The sequence below is a fragment of the uncultured Cellulomonas sp. genome (genome assembly GCF_963527515.1).
In the GTDB taxonomy this organism is placed as follows: domain Bacteria; phylum Actinomycetota; class Actinomycetes; order Actinomycetales; family Cellulomonadaceae; genus Cellulomonas.
The window spans coordinates 15773-38816 of sequence record NZ_CAURTV010000027.1 but is presented as its reverse complement, the minus strand read 5'-3'; the positions used below and the strand labels follow the sequence as shown (position 1 = coordinate 38816).

Below are 23044 nucleotides of genomic sequence, written 5' to 3'. Positions count from 1 at the left end.
CCGCAGGACCTCGCGCCGCCCGAGAGCGCACGCGAGCGCGGCATGGCGGCCGCGCGGGAGTCGGCCGCGCGCCGCACGCCCGGCGTCCCGGACGACCCGTCCCCGGACGACCCGGACATCACCTCGTCGAGCCTGATCGGGGCACCGCTGGTCGCGCAGATGCTCGGCGGCACGGTCATCGACGAGCAGCTGGACGACGGGACGTCGTGACCCTGTCCCACCGCGAGACCCGGGTCGGTGACCTGGTGGCGTCCGACGGCGGGGCCCCCTCGACCCCGTAGGCTGGCAGGCGTGTACGAAGGCGCGGTCCAGGACCTGATCGACGAGCTCGGGCGACTGCCCGGGGTCGGTCCCAAGAGCGCCCAGCGCATCGCGTTCCACATCCTGTCCGCGGACCCGGCAGACGTGCGACGGCTGTCCGACGCGCTCACCGAGGTCAAGCTGCGCGTCCGGTTCTGCGAGATCTGCGGCAACGTCGCGCAGGAGCCGCAGTGCCGCATCTGCCGTGACCCCCGTCGCTCGCCGGCGTCGATCTGCGTGGTCGAGGAGTCCAAGGACGTCGTCGCCATCGAGCGCACGCGGGAGTTCCGCGGCAAGTACCACGTGCTCGGCGGGGCCATCAACCCGATCGCGGGCGTCGGCCCGGACGACCTGCGCATCGCCGGCCTGATGACACGGCTGGCGGACGGCACCGTCACCGAGGTCATCCTGGCCACGGACCCGAACGTCGAGGGCGAGGCCACGGCGACCTACTTGGCGCGGCTGCTGGTCCCCATGGGGCTGACGGTCAGCCGGCTGGCGTCGGGCCTGCCCGTGGGCGGGGACCTGGAGTACGCGGACGAGGTCACCCTCGGCCGCGCGTTCGAGGGCCGACGACGGATCAGCGCATAGGGGAGCGGGCACATGAGCACCACGGCAGACACCGATCTACGCGAGATCGCCCAGGCGGTCGCGGCCGAGGCCCGCAGCTATCTGACGACCGTCACCGAGGTCGCGTCGGGCGCCAACCCCGACGCCTCCCTCCCGCTGCTGCTGCTCGCCGTGAGCGACGTGCTCGCCGCAGGTGCGCGCCTGGGTGCGACCACGGACGTGGTGCCGTCGGAGCGGTTCGAGCCCGACGTCGGCCCCGACCCGGACGTCGACCCGCTGCGCGCCAACCTGGCCAACGTGTTCGAGGGCATCGACGAGTACGCGGAGGTCGTCGACCCCCTGCTGGGTGTCGAGGTGCAGCCCGCGAGCGTCTCCGGCGACCTCGTCGCGATCGCGGGGGCGCTGGCACAGGGGCTGCGGCACTACGAGACCGGCGGCGTGCTCGAGGCCCTCTGGTGGTGGCAGTTCTCGTACCTGTCCGACTGGGGGGAGCGCGCCTCCAGCGTCCTGCGCACCCTGCAGACGATGCTGGCGCACCTTCGGCTGGACGTGGAGGACGACGTCGCCGCGGAGGCGGAGTACGACGCCCTGCAGCCGTAACGACGCCCTGCAGCCGTAACCCGGCTGCTTGAGCTCAGGCCACCCGGGTGCCGCGGGCCAGGGTGCGCTGGGGGACGCGCAGCCGGCGGACTGCCACGACGTAGCCGCCGACGCCGAGCAGCACGTTCACGGCCAGACCCCACGGCCAGACCGGGGTGCGCGAGACGGCGTCGATCCGGTCGCCCACCGAGGTCGCTAACGTCCAGCACTCGTTCAGGGGGATCGTGGGGCCGGCGCGCAGCTGACGGACACCGTCCCGGATCGCGCCGAGCGGGTCGTTCGTGCCGCTGGAGAACCGGTCCAGCTCGGTGGTGCCGGCGCCGTCCGCCAGCACGACGAACGGGTTGATGCCCAGCAGCCACCAGGTGCGCTCGGTGTGGGCGACGGTCCGGTCCTCCACCCGGATCTCGCACTCGGCGTCGACCTCACCGGTCCAGTCGCGGGGCACGGCGGAGACCTCCACGGCCTCGGTCCGGGAGATCGACGGGTACGTGAGCCCGAACAGCACGGGCGTCAGGAGGGCCAGCGCCGCGACGGTGAGGAACGTGAGCACGGTCGAGCCTGCCGTGCGTGCGGTGAGCGCGGAGAACCCGAGCCCGATCCCGCAGACGGAGGCCAGCAGCACCGCGACCAGCAGGACGACGCGCGGCAGTGCGGTGCCGGGGGTGCCCTCGAGGGCCAGGGCGATCCCGAAGAACGGCAGGCTGGCCACCAGGAACGCGCAGGCGGCGGCCCAGGCGGCGAGCAGCTTGCCCGCCGCGATCTCCGCCGGGGTCAGCAGCGTGACCTGGAGGGTCGCCAGGGTGCCCGCGTTGCGGTCACCGTTGATGCCGGTCGACGCCAGGGTCGGCGTGACCAGCAGCCCCAGGCCCAGCACCAGGAACGTGACGGCGCCGAACAGCAGCGGCCCGTTGGTGGCGCGGCCGGACGACGAGGACCCGAACGCCGAGATGGCGCCGGACGTGAGCAGGGTGATCCCGCCGACGACGACGAACCACACGACGAGCGCGACGATCCACCGGGTCGACCGCACCCGCTGGCGCAGCTCCAGGACGGCGACCGTGCGGACGCCGTGCCAGCTCAGCCCCCAGGTGGCGGAGCGGGGAGCCTGCGGGATGGTCGTCGACGGCTCGTGCTCGAGCTCGACCTCGGACAGCGTCATCGCCGCTCCTCCTCGAGGGTCAGGTAGGCCTGTTCGAGCGCGCCGGCGGCGGGCACGAGTGACACGAGCGGCACCCCGGCGGTGACGGCGTCACGGACCAGCCGTGCGGCCCCGTCGTCGCCGTCGACGTCGACGAGGACCCCGCCGGCTCCGGTGGCCGTGGCGGCCGCACCGTCCGGCTGCCACGCGGTGCCGGTGCTGGTGAGCCAGGCGGTGAGCGCCTCGACCGACAGTGCGCGCACGTGCCAGGAGGCGCTCGTCCCCGCGGTGGCCTCTGGGACGACGGTGCGTCCCCTGGAGAGGAAGACGGCGTCGTCGGCCATCTCGTCCAGCTCCGACAGGACGTGGCTGGAGACCAGCACCGTCCGGCCCTCGTCGGCGAGGCGACGCAGGAGGATCCGCAGGTCGACGCGGGAGCGCGGGTCGAGACCGCTGGCGGGCTCGTCGAGGAGCAGCACCGACGGGTCGTGCACGAGTGCGCGGGCCAGGCCGAGCCGCTGCTTCTGGCCGCGGGACAGGACGCTGGCCGGGCGGTCCGCGTACTCGCTGAGGTGGACGGTGGCGAGCAGCTCGGTCACGCGGGCGGCCGCGGCGGCGGGGGACAGCCGGTACGCCGCGGCGAAGGTCAGGAGCACCTCGCGGGCGGTCAGCGAGTCCCACGTGCCGAACGTGTCCGGCATCCAGCCGGTGCCCGCCCGGGCGAGCGGCCCGTGCGCGACGGGGTCGTGGCCGGCTACGCGGACCGCGCCACGGTCGGGGACGAGGAGCCCGGCGAGCACCAGCAGCAGCGTGGTCTTGCCGGACCCGTTGGGGCCGACGAGCGCGGTGACGGCGCCGGCTCGTGCAGTCAGGTGGACGCCGTCGAGAGCCTTGACCGACCCGAAGGCGCGGTGCAGGTCGTGCACGACGATGCCGTCGGTGAGGACGGGCGGCGGGAGGGTCGTGGTGTCGTCATCGACGGTGCTCGACATGGCGACAACCTAGGACTGCGGCCCGCGTCCGGGGGGCCGTTCGGACACCCGGGTCTGTGCAGGTGCTGTGGAGGCTGAGCCGCGAGGATCCGCCATCTGAAACTCGCTGCCCACGTTCTGGGCACGGCCGTACACTCGCCCGGTCCTGTCCGAGCCCGCGAAAGAGCTGTCCGGTGGCCCTGATCGTGCAGAAGTACGGCGGCTCCTCCGTCGCCGACGCCAGCAGTATCAAGCGCGTCGCGAAGCGGGTGGCCGAGGCCAAGCGCGCCGGGCACGACGTCGTCGTGGTGGTCAGCGCCATGGGCGACACCACGGACGAGCTCATCGACCTGGCCAAGCAGGTGACGCCTCTGCCGCCGCAGCGCGAGATGGACATCCTGCTGACCGCGGGCGAGCGCATCTCGATGTCGCTGCTGGCCATGGCGATCCACAACCTGGGCGTCGAGGCCAAGTCGTTCACCGGCCAGCAGGCCGGGGTGATCACGGACGAGTCGTACGGCAAGGCCCGGATCATCGACGTCACCCCCAGCCGCATCCGGCAGACGCTCGCGCAGGGGTCGGTGGCCATCGTCGCCGGGTTCCAGGGCGTCAACCCGACCACCAACGACGTCACCACGCTCGGGCGCGGCGGCTCGGACACCACGGCGGTCGCGCTCGCGGCCTCCCTCAAGGCGGACGTCTGCGAGATCTACACCGACGTCGACGGCGTGTTCACCGCGGACCCCCGCATCGTGCCCAGCGCGCGCAAGCTCGACCGGGTCAGCTACGACGAGATGCTCGAGCTCGCGGCCAGCGGCGCCAAGGTGCTGGTGCTGCGCTGCGTCGAGTACGCCCGGCGGTACGGGGTACCGATCCACGTGCGCTCGTCGTTCACCACTCATACGGGCACCCTGGTGACGGACCAGCCCGCCGACGAAGGAGAGATTGTGGAGCAGCCGATCATCGCCGGCGTCGCGCACGACCGCAGCGAGGCCAAGATCACGGTCGTCGGCGTCCCCGACGTGCCGGGCAAGGCCGCCCGCATCTTCGAGGTCGTCGCCGCGGCCGGGGTGAACATCGACATGATCGTGCAGAACGTGTCGGTCGCCGCCACGGGCCTGACCGACATCTCCTTCACGCTGCCCGCCACGGACGGTGCCGCGGGAACGGCGGCGCTCACCGAGCACCAGCCGGACATCGGCTTCGCGTCGCTGCAGTACGACGACACGATCGGCAAGCTGTCGCTCATCGGCGCGGGGATGAAGTCGCACCCCGGCGTCTCCGCCCGGCTGTTCGCCGCGCTCTCGGACGCCGGCATCAACATCGAGATGATCTCGACGTCGGAGATCCGAATCTCTGTGGTCACCCGCGCCGACTCCCTGGACGAGGCCGTCCGCGCGGTGCACACGGCGTTCGAGCTGGACGCCACGGAAGACGAGGCCGTCGTGTACGGCGGGACGGGACGGTAGGGCCATGGGGCTGAACATCGCGGTGGTCGGGGCCACCGGCCAGGTCGGCAGCGTCATGCGCCGGCTCCTCGACGAGCGCGACTTCCCGGTCGACTCGATCCGCTACTTCGCCTCCGCGCGCTCCGCCGGCACCACGCTCCCGTGGCGCGGGACCGACGTGGTGGTCGAGGACGTGGAGACCGAGGACCTGTCGGGCATCGACGTCGCCCTGTTCTCCGCGGGCGGTGCCGCGTCGAAGGTGCACGCCCCGCGGTTCGCCGCGGCCGGTGCCCTCGTCATCGACAACTCCTCGGCGTGGCGTCGGGACCCCGAGGTCCCCCTCATCGTCTCCGAGGTGAACCCGGGCGCGCTGGCCGGTGCCGTCAAGGGCATCATCGCCAACCCGAACTGCACCACGATGGCCGCGATGCCGGTGCTCAAGGTCCTGCACGACGAGGCCGGCCTGAAGCGGCTGGTCGTCTCGACGTACCAGGCGGTGTCCGGATCGGGCCTCGCGGGGGCCGCGGAGCTCGACACCCAGATCCGCGCGGCGGTCGAGCAGGACACCCTCGCGCTGGTGCACGACGGGTCCGCCGTCACGCTGCCCGCGCCGGTGAAGTACGTCGCGCCCATCGCGTTCGACGTCATCCCGCTGGCCGGGAACCTCGTCGACGACGGCTCGTTCGAGACCGACGAGGAGCAGAAGCTCCGGCACGAGTCGCGCAAGATCCTCGACCTGCCCGGGCTGCTGGTCTCCGGCACCTGCGTGCGCGTGCCGGTGTTCACGGGCCACTCGCTGTCGATCAACGCCGAGTTCGAGCGGGCGCTGACCCCGGAGCGCGCCGCCGAGCTGCTGGCCACGGCGCCCGGCGTCCAGCTGACCGACGTGCCGACGCCGCTGCAGGCCGCCGGTCAGGACCCGTCGTTCGTCGGCCGGCTGCGCCAGGACGAGGGCGTGGAGGGCGGCCGCGGTCTGGCGCTGTTCATCAGCAACGACAACCTGCGCAAGGGCGCCGCGCTGAACGCCGTGCAGATCGCGGAGCTGGTCGCGGCGCAGCGCCTCACCGCCGTCTGACGCAGGGTCAGCTCAGCTCAGCGCACCCACCACGCCCGCGGCCGTGAGCAGGTCCGTGATGCCGAACTCGTCGTCGGTCCCGTAGGTCGGGGTCCAGTCCGGGTCCTGGGACAGGTACGACGACGGGTCGCCGTCGATGAGGCCGTGGAACACCTCGGCGACGATGCGTCCTCCCACCGGGCCCAGGTGCTCGCCGTCCGCCAGCACGTCGGCCTCGCGCAGCACGTAGAACCACAGCGGCGTCCGCTTGTGCAGGCCGAACGGCTCGAGGTCCGCCAGGTCCGTCGCGGACAGCGGCGTCTCCTGCATCGCCGCGGCGACGCGCTGCCCGGACGGCACCTCCATGGTCAGGCCGCGCAGGAGGTTGCGGATCGCCAGGGAGTCCGGCTCGCCCGACGGCTGGCCCAGCAGGTGGAACAGGGCCGACGACAGCTTGGTGTCGATCCGCTTGTTGCGGCGCACCTGCCCGCCGCCGAAGTCGAAGAACGTCTGCCAGTCGATGAACCTGCGCGGTGCACGGCAGCCGCCGCGCAGGTCGGCGGGGTCGGTGCCGATGGCGGTGTGGTCGAAGATGATCGCGAAGAACTGCAGCGTGGGGTCCGTGGCGGACGTGCCGAAGTTGGCGCGGTAGCTGGGGCGGACCTGCGAATGGCCGAACCGGTAGGCGGCGACGGAGAACTCCACCGGGATGTACGGCGAGTTGCGCCACTCGTAGAACCTGCGCCCGTGGGTGAGGATGTCGGCCATGAGGGCGTCGCCGCAGGTGAGCGGCAGGAACTCGTGCAGGATCAGCCACTGGTAGTGCCACCGGACGATGCGCTGGGCCTCGGCGAACAGCTCCCCGGCGGTGGCCAGCGGTCCGAGGTCGTCCCGCACGTCGGCCACGACGCGGTTGTGGAAGCGCAGGAACGCCAGGTGCAGCTGGTTGACGATGAGGTTCTCGTCGTTGCGCGGGTCGCCGACGAGTGCGGTCTGTTGTGCGTTGCGCGGGACGTCGAACCGCATCACGTGGTCGATGCACACGGCCTCCGAGCCGGTGATCGGCTCGGTCAGCATCGTGGTGCGCCCGTGGTCCACGCTCTGGTCGTACAGGTGGGGCGACACCCTCGGGCCTCCGCCGTAGACGCTGTCCAGGTCGAGCGCCGGGATGCGGAAGTTGCGCAGCGACTCGGGGTCCTGCGCCCGCGCGAGGCTCGACGTGGGGTCGAACGTCATGTCGTGGTCCAGGAACTGCCCGAGGAACGTCATGCCCGCGGTCAGGCGCGGGTTGTCCGGGTTGTCGACGGCGAGGGTGGGATCGACGATCAGCGCGATCGGGTCGGCCGTCAGGCTCTCGTTGGTGTCCATGGGGCCGCCGGGTCTGCCGAGCTCGACGAGGGCGGCACGGACGGTCGGGGTGTCGGCGGCGAACGCGGGGAGCGTCGGGAAGAGCCGGCCGAACCGGCCCTGGTCGTAGAACGTGGACTTCGGCGTGCGAATGCCCTGGTCGGCATCTCCGTGCGGCATGGCTCCCCCTCCGGCAGCGCTGGCGGTCATCAGGGAGGAGCGCGGCCGGACCGGCGTAGATACCCCTTGCGCGAGCTCGTGGTCCTATGGTTAGTTGGTCAAGTAACGAACCGCAGAAGGGAGGCGCGCGATGTTCGACGGCCGCGACCCCCTGTACGTCCAGATCGCCGACCAGATCCGCGCCGACGTCCTGTCGGGCGCGCTGGGTGCGGAGGAGCAGGTCATGTCCACCACGCAGTACGCGACGACGTTCCGCATCAACCCCGCCACGGCCGCCAAGGCCTTCACGGAGCTGGTCGACGAGGGCGTCCTCTACAAGCGCCGCGGCATCGGCATGTTCGTCGCGGCGGGTGCGCGCGAGCGGCTGCTCGAGCAGCGCCGGGCGACGTTCTTCGCGGACGTCGTCGAGCCGATGCTCGAGCAGGCCCGGGTGCTGGGTATCACGACCGACGAGATCGTCACGCGGCTGACCAAGGGGGAGCAGCGATGAGCGGGTTCGGCGTGGAGGTCCGGGACCTCACGGTGCGCTACGGCTCGACGACCGCGCTCGACCGGGTGTCCTTCAGCATCCGGCCAGGGGTGATCACCGGCCTGCTGGGCCGGAACGGCTCGGGGAAGACGACCGCCCTGTCGGTGACCGCCGCGTTCCGGCGGCCGACCTCGGGCACCGTGCTGGTCGACGGCGAGGCCCCCTGGGAGAACGCGCGGGTGCTCGGCGGCACGTGCCTGGTGCGGGAGAGCGGCGACGTGATGCCGGACCGGTCCCTGCGCGACACCCTCGGCTTCCTGCAGGACCGTCGGGCGACGTTCGACCGCACGTTCGCCGACTCCCTGCTCGACCTGTTCGAGCTGGACCCGACCAGCCGCCCGGACCGGCTCTCGCGCGGCAAGCGGTCCGCGTTCGGCGTGGTCGTCGGCATCGCAGGACGCACGCCCCTGACGCTGCTCGACGAGGTCCACCTCGGCATGGACGCACCGTCCCGGTACGCGTTCTACGACACGCTCCTGGCCGACTGGCTCGCGCACCCGCGCACGATCGTGCTCTCCAGCCATCTCATCGGCGAGATCGAGCGGCTGCTCGAGGACGTGGTGGTCCTGGACCGCGGGTCCGTCCTGACCGTCGCCGACGCCGACACGCTGCGCGCCAGCGGACTGACCGTCACCGGACCGCTGGAAGCCGTCAGCGCGTTCGTCGCGGACCGCGACGTCGTCGCCCGCCAGCAGCTGGGGCGCACCGCCCAGGCGACCGTGGTCGGCGCACGGTCCGACGACCGCGAGCGGGCCCGGGCGGCCGGTCTCGAGACGGGGCCGGTCGCGCTGCAGGACCTGTTCGTCCACCTGACCGACCGAGCGACCACGGAGGTGGCGCGATGAGCACCGAGACCGTCCCTGACCTGCGTCCCGTCCGGTCCACCGCGACCTGGGCGCTCCAGGTGCACCTCTACCTGGCCGCCTGGTTCTGGGGCATCGCGCTCGTGGTGGTGACCCTGGCCCTCGTGGTGATCAACCAGGTGGGGCAGGTCGAGAACAGCGTCCTCGCGTTCGGCCGGCAGGGCGCCATCTGGTTCCCGTTCTCCATGTTCATCGCGATCACGGCGGCCTACCTCCCGGTGCACGTCGCCACGGGCCTGACGCGGCGGGCCCTCTCGCTCGGCCTGCTCGTCGCGGCCGTGGTGACCGGCCTGGTCTACGGGCTGGTCTTCTACGCGCTCCTGCAGGTCGAGCGCGCGGTGTTCGGTGCGCTGGGCTGGCAGTGGCGCAACCTCGAGGGGATGTCCCCGGACTTCGACGACCCGACGGCGCTGCTGGTCAGCGCCACCCTGACGTTCGTCGCCGCCTACGTGTCGGGTCTGCTGGTCTGCATCGTCTACCAGCGGGCCGGCGGCTGGTGGGGCACCCTCGCCCTGCCGCTGACCGCCGCCCCGATCCTGCTGGTCTCCGCGCTCTTCGCGCAGGACGCCGGGCCGTTCTCCACCTCCGAGTGGTTCGGTGGCGACCGGCCGCTGCTGGCCGCCAGTGCGGCGACCCTCCTGATCGTGGCCGCCATGGCGGTCGCGTTCGACCGGCTGACGCGCGGTGCGTCGGTCCCCAGCCGCCCTTCCTGACTCCACCCTCCGCTCACGGGACCGGCCGCCGGCCGCTCCCGCGGCACCCCACACCCCGAAGGAGCCCGTCGTGTCCGTCATCCAGGTCGAGCACCTGCACAAGCGCTACGGCGGCACGGTCGCCGTCGACGACGTCAGCCTCGAGGTCCACCGCGGCGAGATCTTCGGCGTGCTGGGCCGCAACGGGGCGGGCAAGACCACCACCGTGGAGATCGTCGGCGGGCTGCGCCAGCCCGACTCCGGGACCGTCCGGGTGCTGGGCATGGACCCGGTGCGGGACCGCGCGCGGCTGCGGGAGGTGGTCGGGCTCCAGCTCCAGGAGAGCCAGCTGCAGCCGAAGCTCGTGGTCCGCGAGGCCCTGGACCTGTACGCGTCGTTCTACCCGGACCCCGCGGACCCGGCGCAGCTGCTCGACGAGCTGGGCCTGACCGACCGGGCGGGTGCGCGCTTCGAGCAGCTGTCCGGCGGACAGAAGCAGCGGCTGTCGGTCGCGCTCGCCCTCGTCGGGAACCCGCAGGTCGCCATCCTCGACGAGCTCACCACCGGGCTCGACCCGCACGCCCGACGGGACACGTGGGAGGCGGTGGAGCGCATCCGGGACCGCGGCGTGACGATCGTGCTGGTCACGCACCTCATGGAGGAGGCCGAGCGGCTGTGCGACCGGATCACGCTCATCGACTCCGGTCGGGTGGTCGCGACGGGGACGCCGGGGGAGCTGGTCGCCAGGGCGACCGCCGAGCAGGTGCTGCGGTTCCGCCCGTCGGCGCCGGTCCCGGCCGGTCTCCTGGAACAGATCGCGAGAGTCACTCCCGACGGCGGGGAGCTGGAGGTCCGGGGCCGCGACAACGTGGTCCAGGACGTGCTCGTCGCCCTGGCTCAGCACGGCATCCGCCCCGAGAACCTGCGCCTCGAGCAGAGCTCGCTCGAGGACGCCTTCGTCGCACTCACCACCGCACCTGTGGAGGCCTGACCATGTCCAGCACCAGCGCGCTCACGCGGCTGACCGTCGTCGAGTCCCGGCTGTTCGTCCGGGAGCCGTCCGGAGCGTTCTTCGCGCTCCTGTTCCCGGCGGTCCTGCTCACCGTCCTCGGGCTGGTGATGCCCTGGGCGGACCTGCCGTTCGACGACAAGGACCCGATCCTGTCCCAGATCAACGGCATCACCGGCTACGCACCGACCGTGCTCGCGCTCGCGGTCGCCACCGTGGCCCTGTCCACCTTCCCGACGACCATCGCCGGCTACCGCTCGCGCGGCGTGCTGAAGCGGCTGTCCACCACCCCGGTGCCGCCGTCGCGGATCCTGGTCGCGCAGCTGCTGGTCAACCTCGGCGCGCTCGTGGTGGCCGCCGTGCTCATGTACGTGCTCGGCGCGACGGTGGTGGGCGTGGGCGCTCCGGCGCAGCCGCTCGTCCTGGTCCTCGCGCTGGTGCTCACCGTGCTGTCGGCGTTCGCGGTCGGTGCCGTGATCGCCGCCCTGGCGCCGACTGCGGCGGCCGCCACGGGCTGGGGGATGACCGCGTACTTCGCCTCGCTGTTCTTCGCAGGGGTCTGGCTGCCCCTGCCCCTCATGCCCGACGCCATCCAGACCATGGCCGGCTACACGCCGCTCGGAGCCGGCAGCGAGGCGCTCGCCGCGGCCTGGTGGGGCCAGCCGTTCCCCACCGCGTCGCTGCTGGTCATGGCCGCCTGGACGGCCGTCGGGGTGCCGGTGGCGGCGCGCTTCTTCCGGTGGTCGTGAGGACCATGTGGTCGCGCTCCCACTCGAATCGTTTAGGAGTCTGGACGCTGGCTGTGCACCGCCGGAAAGTGGGCGCCGACCCGGCCGCCGTCTGCCCGGGGACCCGCACCGTTGCGGGTCCTGGCGGCAGCGTCGGCCAGTTCCTTCGTGCACCTCCGTCACGCCCCGTGCGCCCGCGCGCAGGGCGCCGGGACGTGCCCGCGGCGTCGCGGGACGTGCCCGACAGCCAGAAAGGTACGAACGATGTCCTCACCGACCCGACGGCGAGCTGCCTGGGTGGCCACGGCCACCCTGAGCGCAGCCTCGCTGCTGGCCATCTGCGGGATCTCCCCCGCGATGGCCGCCTCCGCACCGGCCACGGTCTCCGTGCCTGCCGCCGCCCCCGTCAAGGCCGCCGTGGCCGACGGGGAGTACGCGCAGCGGTTCCTCACGCAGTACGAGAAGATCAAGAACCCCGCCAACGGCTACTTCAGCGCGCAGGGCATCCCGTACCACTCCGTGGAGACCCTCATCGTCGAGGCGCCCGACTACGGCCACGAGACGACGTCGGAGGCGTACTCCTACTGGCTCTGGCTCGAGGCGCTGTACGGCCAGGTGACCGAGGACTGGGCCCCGCTGAACGACGCGTGGGCCACCATGGAGAAGTACATGATCCCCACGTCGGCCGACCAGCCGACGAACTCGTTCTACAACCCCGCCAGCCCGGCCACGTACGCCTCGGAGTTCAACCACCCGAGCAGCTACCCGTCGCAGCTGCAGAGCGGCGTGACGTCGGGCAGCGACCCGATCGCCGCGGAGCTGAAGTCCACGTACGGCACGTCGGACATCTACGGCATGCACTGGCTCGCCGACGTCGACAACAAGTACGGGTTCGGCGCCACCCCGGGAGCGGGCTGCGAGCTCGGCCCGACAGCCACCGGCACCTCCTACATCAACACGTTCCAGCGCGGCCCGCAGGAGTCGGTCTGGGAGACCATCCCGCAGCCGTCGTGCGACGAGTTCAAGTTCGGCGGACCCAACGGGTACCTGGACATCTTCACCAAGGACGCGTCCTACGCCAAGCAGTGGAAGTACACCAACGCCCCCGACGCCGACGCGCGTGCGGTCGAGGCCGTCTACTGGGCCAACCAGTGGGCGACCGAGCAGGGCAACCAGGCGGACATCGCCGCGACGGTGACCAAGGCCGCCAAGATGGGCGACTACCTGCGCTACGCCCTGTTCGACAAGTACTTCAAGACCATCGGCTGCACCTCGCCGTCGTGCCCCGCGGGCTCCGGCAAGAGCAGCGCGCACTACCTGCTGTCCTGGTACTACGCCTGGGGCGGCGCGCTCGACTCGTCGGCCGGCTGGGCCTGGCGCATCGGGTCGTCGCACGCGCACTTCGGCTACCAGAACCCGCTCGCCGCGTGGGTGCTGTCCACGGACCCGGCGCTGACGCCGAAGTCCGCGACGGCGAAGGCCGACTGGACCACCTCGATGGAGCGCCAGCTCGAGTTCTACCGCTGGCTGCAGGCGCCCCAGGGCGGCATCGCCGGTGGCGCCACCAACAGCTGGGACGGCGCGTACGCGACGCCCCCGGCCGGCACGCCCACGTTCTACGGCATGGGCTACACCGAGGCGCCGGTCTACAACGACCCGCCGTCGAACCAGTGGTTCGGCATGCAGGCGTGGGGCGTCCAGCGCGTCGCCGAGCTGTACTACGCCTCGGGCAACGCGCAGGCCAAGGCGATCCTCGACAAGTGGGTCCCCTGGGTCGTCGCCAACATCAGCACGGACGGGGCGAGCTGGAAGGTTCCGTCGGAGCTGACCTGGACCGGCAAGCCGGACACCTGGAACAAGACCACCCCCGGCGCCAACTCCGGGCTGTCCGTCGCGGTCAAGAGCTACGGCCAGGACGTCGGCGTCGCCGGCGACACCGCCCGTGCCCTGCTGTTCTACGCCGCCAAGTCGGGCGACACCGCGTCGCGTGACAAGGCCAAGGCGCTCCTGGACGCGATCTGGGACTCCAACCAGGACGCGCTGGGCGTCGGCTCCGTCGAGACCCGCGGCGACTTCCTGCGGTTCGACGACACCTACGTCGCGGGCGGCAACGGCGTCTACGTCCCGGCGGGCTGGACGGGCACCATGCCCAACGGCGACGTCATCAAGCCGGGCGTCTCGTTCCTCGACATCCGCAGCTGGTACAAGGACGACCCGGCGTGGTCCAAGGTCGAGACCGCTCTGGCCACCGGTGTGGCGCCGCAGTTCACGTTCCACCGGTTCTGGGCGCAGACCGCCATCGCGGGTGCGCTCGGGGACTACGCGCGGCTCTTCGAGGACGACGGCCCGCCGCCGACCGACACCACGGCGCCCTCGGTCCCGACGGGCCTGCTCGCCGGCACCACCACCGCGACGTCGGCCACGATCTCGTGGACGGCCTCGACGGACAACGCCGGTGGCTCGGGCGTGGCCGGGTACGACATCTACCGCGGCACGACGCGGGTGGGCACCTCGACCACCACGTCGTTCACGGAGACCGGTCTGACCCCGTCCACGGCGTACTCGTACACCGTGCGGGCCAAGGACGTCGCGGGCAACGTGTCCGCCGCGTCGGCGGCCCTGTCCGTCACCACGCGGGCCACGCCGACCGACACGGTCGCACCGAGCGTCCCCACGGGCCTCGTCGCGAGCGCGGTCACCCAGAACAGCCTCTCGCTGTCCTGGGCGGCGTCGACCGACAACACGGGCGGCTCCGGCGTGGCCGGCTACGACGTCTACCGGGGCGCGACGAGGGTCGGCTCCACCACGACGACGTCGTACTCCGACACGGCTCTGACGGCCGACACGGCGTACTCCTACACCGTGCGCTCGCGTGACGTGGCGGGGAACATCTCCGCGGCGTCGAGCGCGCTGTCGGTGCGGACGCTGCCGGGCACGATCGTCGACACGATCGCCCCGTCGGTGCCTGCGGGCCTGGTCGCGACGACCGTCACGCAGACCAGCGTCGCGCTCACGTGGACCGCGTCCACGGACACGGGCGGCTCGGGCCTGGCCGGCTACGACGTCTACCGGGGGACCACCAAGGTCGGCACGCCGACCGCGGCGTCCTACACGGACACCGGCCTCACGGCGGCGACGGCGTACCAGTACACCGTCCGGGCCCGGGACAACGCGGGCAATGTGTCCGCCGCGTCGTCGGCCCTCTCGGTGACCACCGCGACCGTGCCCAACGGCGGCACCTGCAAGGTGTCGTACAACGCCAACAGCTGGAACACCGGCTTCACGGCGTCGGTCAAGGTGACCAACACCGGTACGGCGGCGTTGAACGGCTGGACCCTCGGGTTCACGTTCGCCAACGGCCAGAAGGTCACCCAGGGCTGGAGCGCGGACTGGTCCCAGTCCGGCACGGCGGTCAGCGCGAAGAATGCCGCGTGGAACGGCTCGCTGGCACCCGGCGCGACGGCGGACATCGGGTTCAACGGCTCCCACACGGGGACCAACACCAACCCGACGGCGTTCACCCTGAACGGCGCCACCTGCACCCTCGGCTAGTGCACGGGCGGACGGGCCGGTCCTCGCGCGAGGGCCGGCCCGTTCGTCGTGGGTAGGGGCAACCCCACCTCGTGCTCGTGGGTGGTCAGGCTGTCTGCCGGTCGCCCCCGAGCCCTAGCGTCACTGTCATGACCTCACCGACGCCACCGAGCGACGTGTCCGACGACCTGCGCGTCGTCGCCCCCGCGTTCACCGACCTGCGGGCGCTTCTCACCGCCCCGGTGTCCGCCGCGACCTGGCGGGGGATCTCCCAGGTCGTGGTCGGCTCGTTCGTCCTGCTGACCGCGTGGATCGTGGCCACCGTCGCCCTGTCGCTGTCCCTGTCCCTGCTGGTCCTGTTCGTCGGCATCCCGATGCTCGTCGCCACGCTGTGGGCGGCGCGGCCGTTCGCGTCGCTGGAGCGGGCGCGGCTGCACGCGCAGCTGGGCACGGCCATCACCACGCCCAGCTACCCCCGCCGGGACGGCACGTGGGCGACCTGGTGGGCGGTGATCTCCGACAGCCGCACCTGGGCGCACGTCGCCTACGTCGTGGTGGCCGGGGTCATCCTCACGGTCCAGGGCGTCGTCGTGATGGTCGCGGGCAGCTTCGCGCTCGGTGGCCTGGTCTACCCGGCGGTCGCGCTGGCGGGCGGCCTGACGCGCCCGCCGATCCCGCTCGTCCTCCTGGTCCCCGCCGCAGTGCTCCTCGCGTGGGTCGCGGCGCTGGCCACGCAGGCAGGTTCGCTGGCGATCGTCCGCGTGGGCCGGTCCCTGCTCGGTGCCTCGCCCCGCGCGGAGGCCGTCGAGGCGGCCCGGCAGGCGCAGCTGCGCGCCACGCAGGCCGAGGGCCGGGCGGTCCAGCTCACGCAGACCCGCACCGCCGCGATGGGTGCCGCCGACGAGGAGCGCCGGCGCATCGAGCGCGACCTGCACGACGGCGCCCAGCAGCGGCTGGTGGCCCTCGGTGTGGAGCTGGGCTCCGCCCGCCGGAAGGCGTCGAGCGACCCGCAGGCCGCCGCGGCCCTGGAGCACGCGCACCGCGAGGTCAAGGAGACGCTCGCCGAGCTGCGCGACCTGGTCCGGGGCATCCACCCGGCCGTCCTGACCGACCGCGGGCTCGACGCCGCACTGTCCGCGCTCGCGGCCCGCAGCCCCGTCCCCGTCCGCGTGGACGTGCCCGACCCGCCGACGCTGGCCCGCGCCAGCACGTCCGCGCAGGCCGCCGCCTACTTCGTCGTCGCGGAGGCGCTCACCAACGCGGCCAAGCACGCCGAGGCGCAGCAGGTCACCGTCACGGCCACCGTGACGGCCGACGACCGGTTGCGGCTCGTCATCGCCGACGACGGCCGCGGGGGAGCGTCCGCGACGCCCGGCAGCGGGCTCGACGGGCTCCGCAGCCGCGTTGCCGCCCTGGACGGCACCTTCGACCTGGACAGCCCGGCCGGAGCCGGCACACGACTGACTGTGGAGGTGCCGTGCGCATCGTGATCGCTGAGGACTCCGTCCTCCTGCTCGACGGCCTCACCCGGCTGCTCACGGCGGAGGGGCACGAGGTCACCGGCTACACCACCGCCGACGAGGTCGTCGCGGCCCTCGGCTCGTCCGCCGCCGTCCCCGACCTGCTGGTGACGGACGTCCGGATGCCGCCGTCGCACACCGACGAGGGCCTGCGCGCCGCCGTCCACCTGCGCAGCCTGCACCCCCGCCTGCCGGTGCTCGTCCTGTCGCAGTACGTGGAGCAGCGCTACGCCCGCGAGCTGTTCGCGGGTGACGTGCGCGGCCTCGGCTACGTGCTCAAGGACCGGGTGGCGGACGTGGACGAGTTCCTCGACGCCCTCGGCCGCGTGGCCGGCGGCGGCACCGTGATCGACCCCGAGGTCGTCGCACAGATCCTCGCCCGGGCCCGGCGCTCGGGCCTCGAGACCCTCACCCCGCGAGAGCGGGACGTGCTGGGCCTCATGGCGGAGGGCCGCTCCAACGCGGCCATCGCCGACCGCCTCGTCGTCGGCCTGCCGGCCGTCGAGAAGCACGTGACCTCCATCCTCACCAAGCTCGACCTCCCGCAGGCCGCCGACGACCACCGCCGCGTGCTCGCCGTGCTGCGCTGGCTGGAGCACGAACCCACGAACGGAGAACGACCATGACCGACACCCTCGAGCGGCCGGTCGACACGCCGGCCCCCGCCCCCCGCAGCTCCGCCGCACGCGCCCTCACCTGGACCGGCGGGATCGTCGGCGGGATCCTCCTGCTCTCCGGTGCGTACAGCGCCGTCGACCTGCTGGTGCTGGGGTCCGACGACGCCACGACGACCTCCGGCCAGGCGAGCTACTCCGCCGCGCCCGTGGTGGAGCTCATCGCCGACGGCGCCGTCACCGTGACCACCGGCGGCGACCGCGTCGAGGTCGAGCGCACGGCCAGCTCGGCGCTCGCCACCCCGGAGTACCGGGCCGACCAGGTCGGGGACCGCCTGCTGGTCAGCTACCGCTGCGACTGGTGGCGGCCGGGGTTCTGCTCGGCGTCCCTCGACGTGACCGTGCCCGACGGCACCGCGGTCGTGGTGCGGGCCTCCGACGGCTCCGTGTCAGCAGCGTCCCTGAGCGGCCCGCTCGACGTGCGCGCCAGCGACGGCGAGATCGCCGTGTCCGACATCGACGGGGACGTCACCGTCCGCACCGCCGACGGGCGGACCGGGATCAGCGACGTCCGGGGCTCGGTGTCCGTGCACGCCGCCGACGGGTCGATCACGGTCGCGGACGTCTCCGGCTCGGTCACCACCCGGGCCAGCGACGGCCGCACGGAGATCTCCGGCGTCCGCGGCGACGTGGACGCGATGGCCAGCGACGGGGACGTCACCGTGTACGGGACGGGCCGGCCGGTCGCGCTCGACATCTCCACCGCCGACGGCGGCCAGACGGTCGAAGGGCCGGTGGACCCGGACGCGTCCACGCACGTGCGGATCCGCCTCGCCGACGGCCACGCGTCGTACCTGCGCCCGCTGGGCTGAGCGCACGAGAAGGGCCCCTGGTCAGCAGATCTGCTGACCAGGGGCTTTTCGCCTGCCAGGCGAGCCCGGCCATCGGCGTCAGGAGGTCGACGATGCTCCCAGCAAGGCCGCGACCCGGTCGGCGTCGGCTGCGTTCCCGAACCCGAAGGAGAAGGCGCCGTTCGTGATGGGGGCGAGGACGGTGGCAGCCGTGAGCACCTCGCCGTTCAGGAGGAGTGCCAGCTGCTCGTCGGTCGCGTCGCCGGTGACCTCGCTCAGCGTGCTGGCGTCGGCCTCGCCGAATTCGACGCCGATGGTCTGAGCCGCACCCTGGCCATCACGGGTGACGGAGATCGGTGTCACGACGCCCAGCGACTCGGCCAGGTCGTATGTGGTCGTGCCGTCCAGGCCGCAGGCCGTGCCGGGCCCGTCCGCCGTCAGGGCCGCAGCGGTGCAGGGTCCGGGCTCGGACGATGTCACGATCCGCAGCTGCAGCGGCGGTGCCGTCGCCCCGTCAGCCCCGTCGGCCGCAGCGCAACCGGTGACGACGAACGTGGCCGAGACCAGGACCGCAAGACGGGCGGACGACTGCGTGCGCATCCGGTCACTGTAGGGACTTCGCGGCGGCGGGACCCAGAACCCTGTGTACGACCTTTTCCACAGGATGAACCTGCGACGATGCCCTCGTGATGGACCAGAACAAGGCGGCCGCAGAAGCTCGCCGCAGGCAGTCGGCGATGCCTCGAGCCATTCATGAGGAGTTGCTTCGGAACTTCCACGAACAGGGCGACCGCACCGACGACGACCGATGGGCTGACGTCACCGGTTGGTGGCGAGATGGTGCATTGCTTGCCCGGCTCGGACCGGCGCTTGCCGACCTGTTCTCCGAGTCCAACCCCACGGTCGTGCTTGGCACGCAGTCGCGCGGCACACTGCTGGGCGCGCTGGTGGCCGCGCACCTTGGTCTCGGCCTCATCGAGATCCGCAAGGACTGCGGTCCTGCGGCTGACAGCGAAGCCTGGCGATTGCGAACCACTCCGCCGGACTACCGCGACCGCCAGCTGACGCTCGGATTCCCCAAGAAGCTGCTCCCTGCTGGCGAACGTGTCCTCTTCGTCGACGACTGGATCGCCACCGGAGGACAGGCGCTCGGGACGCGGGCCCTGGTGGAGGACGCGGGTGCGTCCTGGATCGGCGTGGCGGTCATCGTCGACGCGCTGACAGAACCACGACTCAGGCGCGACCTGGCTGTGAAGTCTCTCGTCCACATCCGCGAGCTAGGGGCGGGCGTCTAGCGATCGTTCGCCACACCTGGCGGATCCTCACGTCCTTCTTCGCTTGGTGCGTCTCCGGGGGCTATGTCGCGACCAACCCGGGCAAGGGAGCCGCGCCACGGAAGGACTGCCGCGCTCGCGAGGTCCACCTCCGGGTCCTTCCTGGGACCTCGATGAGAGCCGGTGGTGATTCCGGGCGGCCTGTGGGGCGCATGGGTCCGGGTATGCGAAGGCCCCTGGCAGCGTCTCCGCTGGCCAGGGGCCTTCTCCACAGTGTCGGGGTGGCGGGATTCGAACCCACGACCTCTTCGTCCCGAACGAAGCGCGCTACCAAGCTGCGCCACACCCCGTGGAGCCTGGCAAGGATAGCCGACGACCACCCGTGCGACGAAACCGGATCAGGCGGCGACGAGCGTGAGGAGCGTCGCTTCCGGTCGGCAGGCGAACCGCACCGGCGCGTACGGGGAGGTGCCGAGCCCGGCCGACACGTGCAGCCAGGTGGAGCCGGCGCCGCCGGGCTGGTCCGGACGCGGTCCCGGCCAGCCGTGCAGACCCTTGGCGCGGCGGGTGTCGAGGTCGCAGTTGGTCACCAGGGCGCCCCAGAACGGCAGCGCCAGCTGGCCGCCGTGGGTGTGACCGGCGATCGCCAGGTCGACGTCGTCGGCGTGCATCGCGTCCAGCACCCGGCGGTAGGGCGCGTGCGTGACGCCGAGGTGCAGGTCCACGGGCGCCGAGCCGCCGCGGGCGTCGTCCGCGCCCCGCGAGGCCGGGAAGTCGTCCCGGTCGAGGTGGGCGTCGTCGGTGCCGACCAGGGAGAGCACCCGGCCGTCGACCTTGAGCACGTCCCGGCGGTTGGTGAGATCGATCCAGCCGGCGGAGCGGAACCGCGACGTGAGCTCGCGCCACGGGAGCTCGGCGGGGCGGGGAGCGGACCGGCGGCGCGCGTCGGGGAGCAGATAGCGGGCGGGGTTCTTGGGCATCGGCGCCACGTAGTCGTTGGAGCCGAGGACGAACGCACCGGGCACGGCCAGGTGCGGCTCCAGAGCCTCGAGCAGGGCCGGCATCGCGTCGAGGTGCGCCCAGTTGTCGCCGGTGTCCACCACGAGGTGCGGGTCCAGCGAGGCCAGGTCCCGGACCCAGTCGACCTTCCTGCGCTGGCCCGGCAGGAGGTGCAGGTCGGACACGTGCAGGATCCGCAGCGGGTTCTGGCCGGGCGGGAGGACGGGGACGGTGACCTCGCGCAGGGTGTACCAGCGCACCTCGACCAGCGAGGCGTACGCGAGCGCGCCCGCACCGGCCAGCGCGAGGGCACCGGCGGTGCGGGCGACCCCGGACAGCGTGGCGCCCACTACGGCTTGCTGGGCGGACCCTGGCCGCCGCCGTTGTTGCCGCCGCCGCCACCACCACCACCCGGTCCCGGCTGGTTCGGGTCGGGCTGCGGAACCTGGGGCGGCTGACCGTTGGACAGGGTGAGCTGCACGAACGACCCGCGGACCGCGCTGCCGGAGGGGCTCTGCGACGCGACGGTCCCGGCGGGGAGCGCCGAGGACACCTGCTCCGGGGCGATCGACGCCCGGAACCCGGCGGCGGAGAGCCTGTTGCGCGCGTCGGCCTCGCTCAGCCCGACGACGGACGGTACGGACACCTTCTCCCCGAACACCTCCTTGTCGGCGGGCGACGGGAAGTCGGGGTTGGACACGCCGGAGAGCGCCTGCGTCATGAACCGGCTCCACGTCGGTCCGGCGATGGTCGCGCCGTACGCGTTCGGCACCCACTTGCCGGCGATCGAGATGTCCTGCACCGGCCGCATGCCGTCGGAGTACCCGACCCACACGGCCGCGGCGCGCAGCGGGGAGTAGCCGACGAACCAGGTGTACTCGTTCTCGCTGGTGGTGCCGGTCTTGCCCGCGGTCGGGAACGGCGGCGGGGTGACCTTGTCGGCGGTGCCCTGCCAGACGTTGCGCAGCGCGAAGGTCAGTGCGCTCGTGATCCGGGGCTCGATCGCCTGGGTGCACCCGGCGCTCGGCACCGGCAGCTCGTTGCCGTCGGCGTCGATCACGCTGGTGATGGCGATGGGGGCGCAGTACATGCCGTTGGCGGCGAACGCGGCGAACGCGGCGGCCATCGACAGCGGGGCGATCGAGTTGCTCCCGATGATGTTGGCCGGGAAGGCGTCGGCGTTGCCCTCGCCGGCCTGGCCGCCCGCCTTGTGGATCCCGATCTGCGCGGCGCCGTTCATGATGTTGCACAGGTCGAGCTGCATGCCCATGGACAGGTACGCGAGGTTGACCGAGTTCTTGGTCGCGTCCATGACCGTCATCGTCCGGCCCTTGCCCTCGGCGTTGCCGGGGGTCCAGCTCTTGCTCTTCCCCTTGGCTCCGCACGCCGTGAACATGTTCTCGTTCAGGGGGCGCACGCTGCCGTCGACCGTCTCGTTGAGGCTGTGCCCCTGCTTGAGCCACTCGAGGAGCGTGAACGGCTTGAACGTCGAGCCGGGCGCGAACCCGGACGCGCCGCCGTAGGCGTTGTCGGTGTTGAAGTTGACCGGCGTCTCGCGGTCCCCGTGCTCGGCGACCGCGGTGTACGTGCGGTTCTGCGCCATCGCGACGATCTTGCCGGTGCCGGGCTCGACGACGACGATGGAGCTGGCGACGCCGGACGGGTCGTCGACCGGGACGCCGACCTTGACCTCGGTGTCGGCGATCGCCTGCTCGCCGGGGTTGAGCGTGGTGGTGATCGTCAGCCCGCCGCGGTAGAGGCGCTTGATGCGCTCGTCCTGGGTGGCCCCGAACGCGGGGTCGTTGCGGATCACCTTGGTGACGTAGTCGCAGAAGTAGCCGGACCCGGCGACCACGTCACCGGCCGTCATGCAGCCCTGCTTCAGCTGCGACGGGTGCAGGGTGTCCGCCAACGGGGTCGCGCGACCGGCGGCGTACTCCTCGTCGGTGATGTAGCCCTGGTCGTTCATGAGCTTGAGCACGCGGTTGCGCCGCTCCTGGGAGGCCTCGGGGTTGAGCACCGGGTCCCACTTGGTGGGGCTCTGCGTCACGCCCGCGATCGTGGCGGCCTCGAGGTAGGTGAGCTCCTTGGCCGGCTTGGTGAAGAAGTACTGCGCGGCCGACTCGACCCCGAAGACGGAGGCGCCGAACTGCGCGATGTTCAGGTACTTCTCGAGGATCTCGTCCTTCGTCTGGCGCTTCTCCAGCGCGATCGCCAGCTTGGCCTCGCGCAGCTTGCGGGCGTACCCCTCGGCACCCTTGGCGCCGCGGGCCTCCTGCAGCGCCTCGAGCCGCTCGGTCTCGGTCTCCTTGGCCAGCGCGGCGTCGATCAGGACGTTCTTGATGTACTGCTGTGTCAGCGTCGACGCGCCCTCCTGGCCGCCGCTGTCGTCCGTCTGGTTCTTGACGAACGCGCGGAGCATGCCCGTGGGGTCGACGCCCGCGTGCTGGTAGAACCGCTTGTCCTCGGTCGCGATCACCGCGTGCTGCAGGTGCGGGGAGATCTCCGTCAGCGGGACGACGACGCGGTTCTGGTCGTAGAACGTGGCCAGCACGCTGCCGTCCGCGGCCTTGATGACCGACTTCTCCGGCAGCTCGTTCTCGTCCAGCTCGGTCGGCAGGTCGTCGAACGCCGTGACGGTCAGGTCGGTGACCCCGTTGGCGACGGCGACCCCGGGCAGGACGAGGCCGGCGGCGATGACCCCGCCCACCCCGGCGACGAGCGCGAAGGTGAGCAGGAGGGCCAGCGCCTGGAAGACGTTGATCTGTCGGCCGCGCGGGCGCGCAGGGTTCGGCATGCCGCAAGGGTAGTAGGCGCCCCTGT

Annotated in this window: 21 protein-coding genes and 1 tRNA gene; 15 read left to right on the top strand and 7 right to left on the bottom strand. The window is 72.2% G+C overall.

The genetic code is table 11. The features are described 5' to 3' along the window. From RYN42_RS09130 to RYN42_RS09120, 3 genes are all read left to right on the top strand, one after another. Positions 1–210 (top strand): hypothetical protein (locus RYN42_RS09130; RefSeq protein WP_315095456.1); only part of this gene is annotated, 210 nt, incomplete at its 5' end. Between the two features lie 81 nt (positions 211–291). Then, the gene (gene recR, locus RYN42_RS09125; RefSeq protein ID WP_208212848.1) at positions 292–891 is read left to right on the top strand and encodes a recombination mediator RecR; all 600 of its coding nucleotides are present in this window, start codon (positions 292–294) and stop codon (positions 889–891) included. Between the two features lie 12 nt (positions 892–903). Then, positions 904–1470, top strand: a complete 567-nt coding sequence (locus tag RYN42_RS09120; RefSeq protein ID WP_315095455.1) for a DUF5063 domain-containing protein — start codon at positions 904–906, stop codon at positions 1468–1470. Positions 1471–1504: 34 nt separating this feature from the next. Here the strand turns inward: RYN42_RS09120 and RYN42_RS09115 are convergent, their stop codons facing one another. Together RYN42_RS09115 and RYN42_RS09110 are read right to left on the bottom strand one after the other, a co-directional pair. After that, on the bottom strand, positions 1505–2632 hold the full coding sequence (locus tag RYN42_RS09115; protein ID WP_315095454.1) for an ABC transporter permease subunit: 1128 nt from the start codon (positions 2630–2632) through the stop codon (positions 1505–1507). Then, on the bottom strand, positions 2629–3603 hold the full coding sequence (locus RYN42_RS09110; RefSeq protein WP_315095453.1) for an ATP-binding cassette domain-containing protein: 975 nt from the start codon (positions 3601–3603) through the stop codon (positions 2629–2631). Before RYN42_RS09110 ends, RYN42_RS09115 begins: the two co-directional genes overlap by 4 nt. Before the next feature lie 173 nt (positions 3604–3776). Here RYN42_RS09110 and RYN42_RS09105 point away from each other — a divergent pair, with 173 nt between their 5' ends. Both RYN42_RS09105 and RYN42_RS09100 read left to right on the top strand, forming a co-directional pair. Beyond that, the gene (locus tag RYN42_RS09105; protein WP_315095452.1) at positions 3777–5051 is read left to right on the top strand and encodes an aspartate kinase; all 1275 of its coding nucleotides are present in this window, start codon (positions 3777–3779) and stop codon (positions 5049–5051) included. Positions 5052–5055: 4 nt separating this feature from the next. After that, entirely contained in the window at positions 5056–6105 is a 1050-nt protein-coding gene (locus tag RYN42_RS09100; RefSeq protein WP_315095451.1) for an aspartate-semialdehyde dehydrogenase, read from the top strand. Positions 6106–6117: 12 nt separating this feature from the next. Here RYN42_RS09100 and RYN42_RS09095 read toward each other — a convergent pair whose 3' ends face one another. Next, the gene (locus RYN42_RS09095) at positions 6118–7611 is read right to left on the bottom strand and encodes a heme peroxidase family protein (protein WP_315095450.1); all 1494 of its coding nucleotides are present in this window, start codon (positions 7609–7611) and stop codon (positions 6118–6120) included. A gap of 130 nt (positions 7612–7741) precedes the next feature. On the opposite strand from RYN42_RS09095, the gene RYN42_RS09090 reads away from it, so the two are divergent. From RYN42_RS09090 to RYN42_RS09050, 9 genes are all read left to right on the top strand, one after another. Continuing rightward, complete coding sequence (locus tag RYN42_RS09090; RefSeq protein WP_315095449.1) at positions 7742–8101, top strand: GntR family transcriptional regulator; 360 nt, start codon at positions 7742–7744, stop codon at positions 8099–8101. Continuing rightward, on the top strand, positions 8098–8985 hold the full coding sequence (locus RYN42_RS09085) for an ABC transporter ATP-binding protein (RefSeq protein ID WP_315095448.1): 888 nt from the start codon (positions 8098–8100) through the stop codon (positions 8983–8985). The genes RYN42_RS09090 and RYN42_RS09085 overlap by 4 nt, the downstream gene beginning before the upstream one ends. Continuing rightward, positions 8982–9716 (top strand): hypothetical protein, encoded by a 735-nt coding sequence (locus RYN42_RS09080; RefSeq protein ID WP_315095447.1) that lies wholly within the window; start codon positions 8982–8984, stop codon positions 9714–9716. The genes RYN42_RS09085 and RYN42_RS09080 overlap by 4 nt, the downstream gene beginning before the upstream one ends. 70 nt (positions 9717–9786) lie before the next feature. Then, positions 9787–10686, top strand: coding sequence for an ABC transporter ATP-binding protein (locus RYN42_RS09075; protein WP_315095446.1), 900 nt, complete (start codon positions 9787–9789; stop codon positions 10684–10686). Positions 10687–10688: 2 nt separating this feature from the next. Next, positions 10689–11453 carry an ABC transporter permease gene (locus RYN42_RS09070; protein WP_315095445.1) on the top strand — a complete coding sequence of 255 codons (765 nt, stop codon included), beginning with the start codon at positions 10689–10691 and terminating at the stop codon, positions 11451–11453. Between the two features lie 243 nt (positions 11454–11696). Next, the gene (locus RYN42_RS09065) at positions 11697–14984 is read left to right on the top strand and encodes a glycoside hydrolase family 48 protein (RefSeq protein WP_315095444.1); all 3288 of its coding nucleotides are present in this window, start codon (positions 11697–11699) and stop codon (positions 14982–14984) included. Between the two features lie 128 nt (positions 14985–15112). Further along, complete coding sequence (locus tag RYN42_RS09060) at positions 15113–16453, top strand: sensor histidine kinase (RefSeq protein ID WP_315095443.1); 1341 nt, start codon at positions 15113–15115, stop codon at positions 16451–16453. After that, positions 16441–17109 (top strand): response regulator transcription factor, encoded by a 669-nt coding sequence (locus RYN42_RS09055; protein WP_315095442.1) that lies wholly within the window; start codon positions 16441–16443, stop codon positions 17107–17109. The genes RYN42_RS09060 and RYN42_RS09055 overlap by 13 nt, the downstream gene beginning before the upstream one ends. Continuing rightward, on the top strand, positions 17106–17969 hold the full coding sequence (locus RYN42_RS09050; RefSeq protein WP_315095441.1) for a DUF4097 family beta strand repeat-containing protein: 864 nt from the start codon (positions 17106–17108) through the stop codon (positions 17967–17969). Before RYN42_RS09055 ends, RYN42_RS09050 begins: the two co-directional genes overlap by 4 nt. 78 nt (positions 17970–18047) lie before the next feature. On the opposite strand, the gene RYN42_RS09045 is transcribed toward RYN42_RS09050, so the two are convergent. Then, entirely contained in the window at positions 18048–18548 is a 501-nt protein-coding gene (locus tag RYN42_RS09045; RefSeq protein ID WP_315095440.1) for a SecDF P1 head subdomain-containing protein, read from the bottom strand. Between the two features lie 89 nt (positions 18549–18637). On the opposite strand from RYN42_RS09045, the gene RYN42_RS09040 reads away from it, so the two are divergent. Then, positions 18638–19243, top strand: coding sequence for a phosphoribosyltransferase family protein (locus RYN42_RS09040; RefSeq protein ID WP_315095459.1), 606 nt, complete (start codon positions 18638–18640; stop codon positions 19241–19243). Between the two features lie 255 nt (positions 19244–19498). On the opposite strand, the gene RYN42_RS09035 is transcribed toward RYN42_RS09040, so the two are convergent. The 3 genes from RYN42_RS09035 to RYN42_RS09025 form a co-directional block, all read right to left on the bottom strand. Then, a tRNA-Pro gene (locus RYN42_RS09035) sits at positions 19499–19572 on the bottom strand. 48 nt (positions 19573–19620) lie between these two features. Then, entirely contained in the window at positions 19621–20571 is a 951-nt protein-coding gene (locus tag RYN42_RS09030; RefSeq protein ID WP_315095439.1) for a metallophosphoesterase, read from the bottom strand. Beyond that, complete coding sequence (locus RYN42_RS09025; protein WP_315095438.1) at positions 20571–23018, bottom strand: transglycosylase domain-containing protein; 2448 nt, start codon at positions 23016–23018, stop codon at positions 20571–20573. Before RYN42_RS09025 ends, RYN42_RS09030 begins: the two co-directional genes overlap by 1 nt. Positions 23019–23044 lie beyond the last annotated feature (26 nt).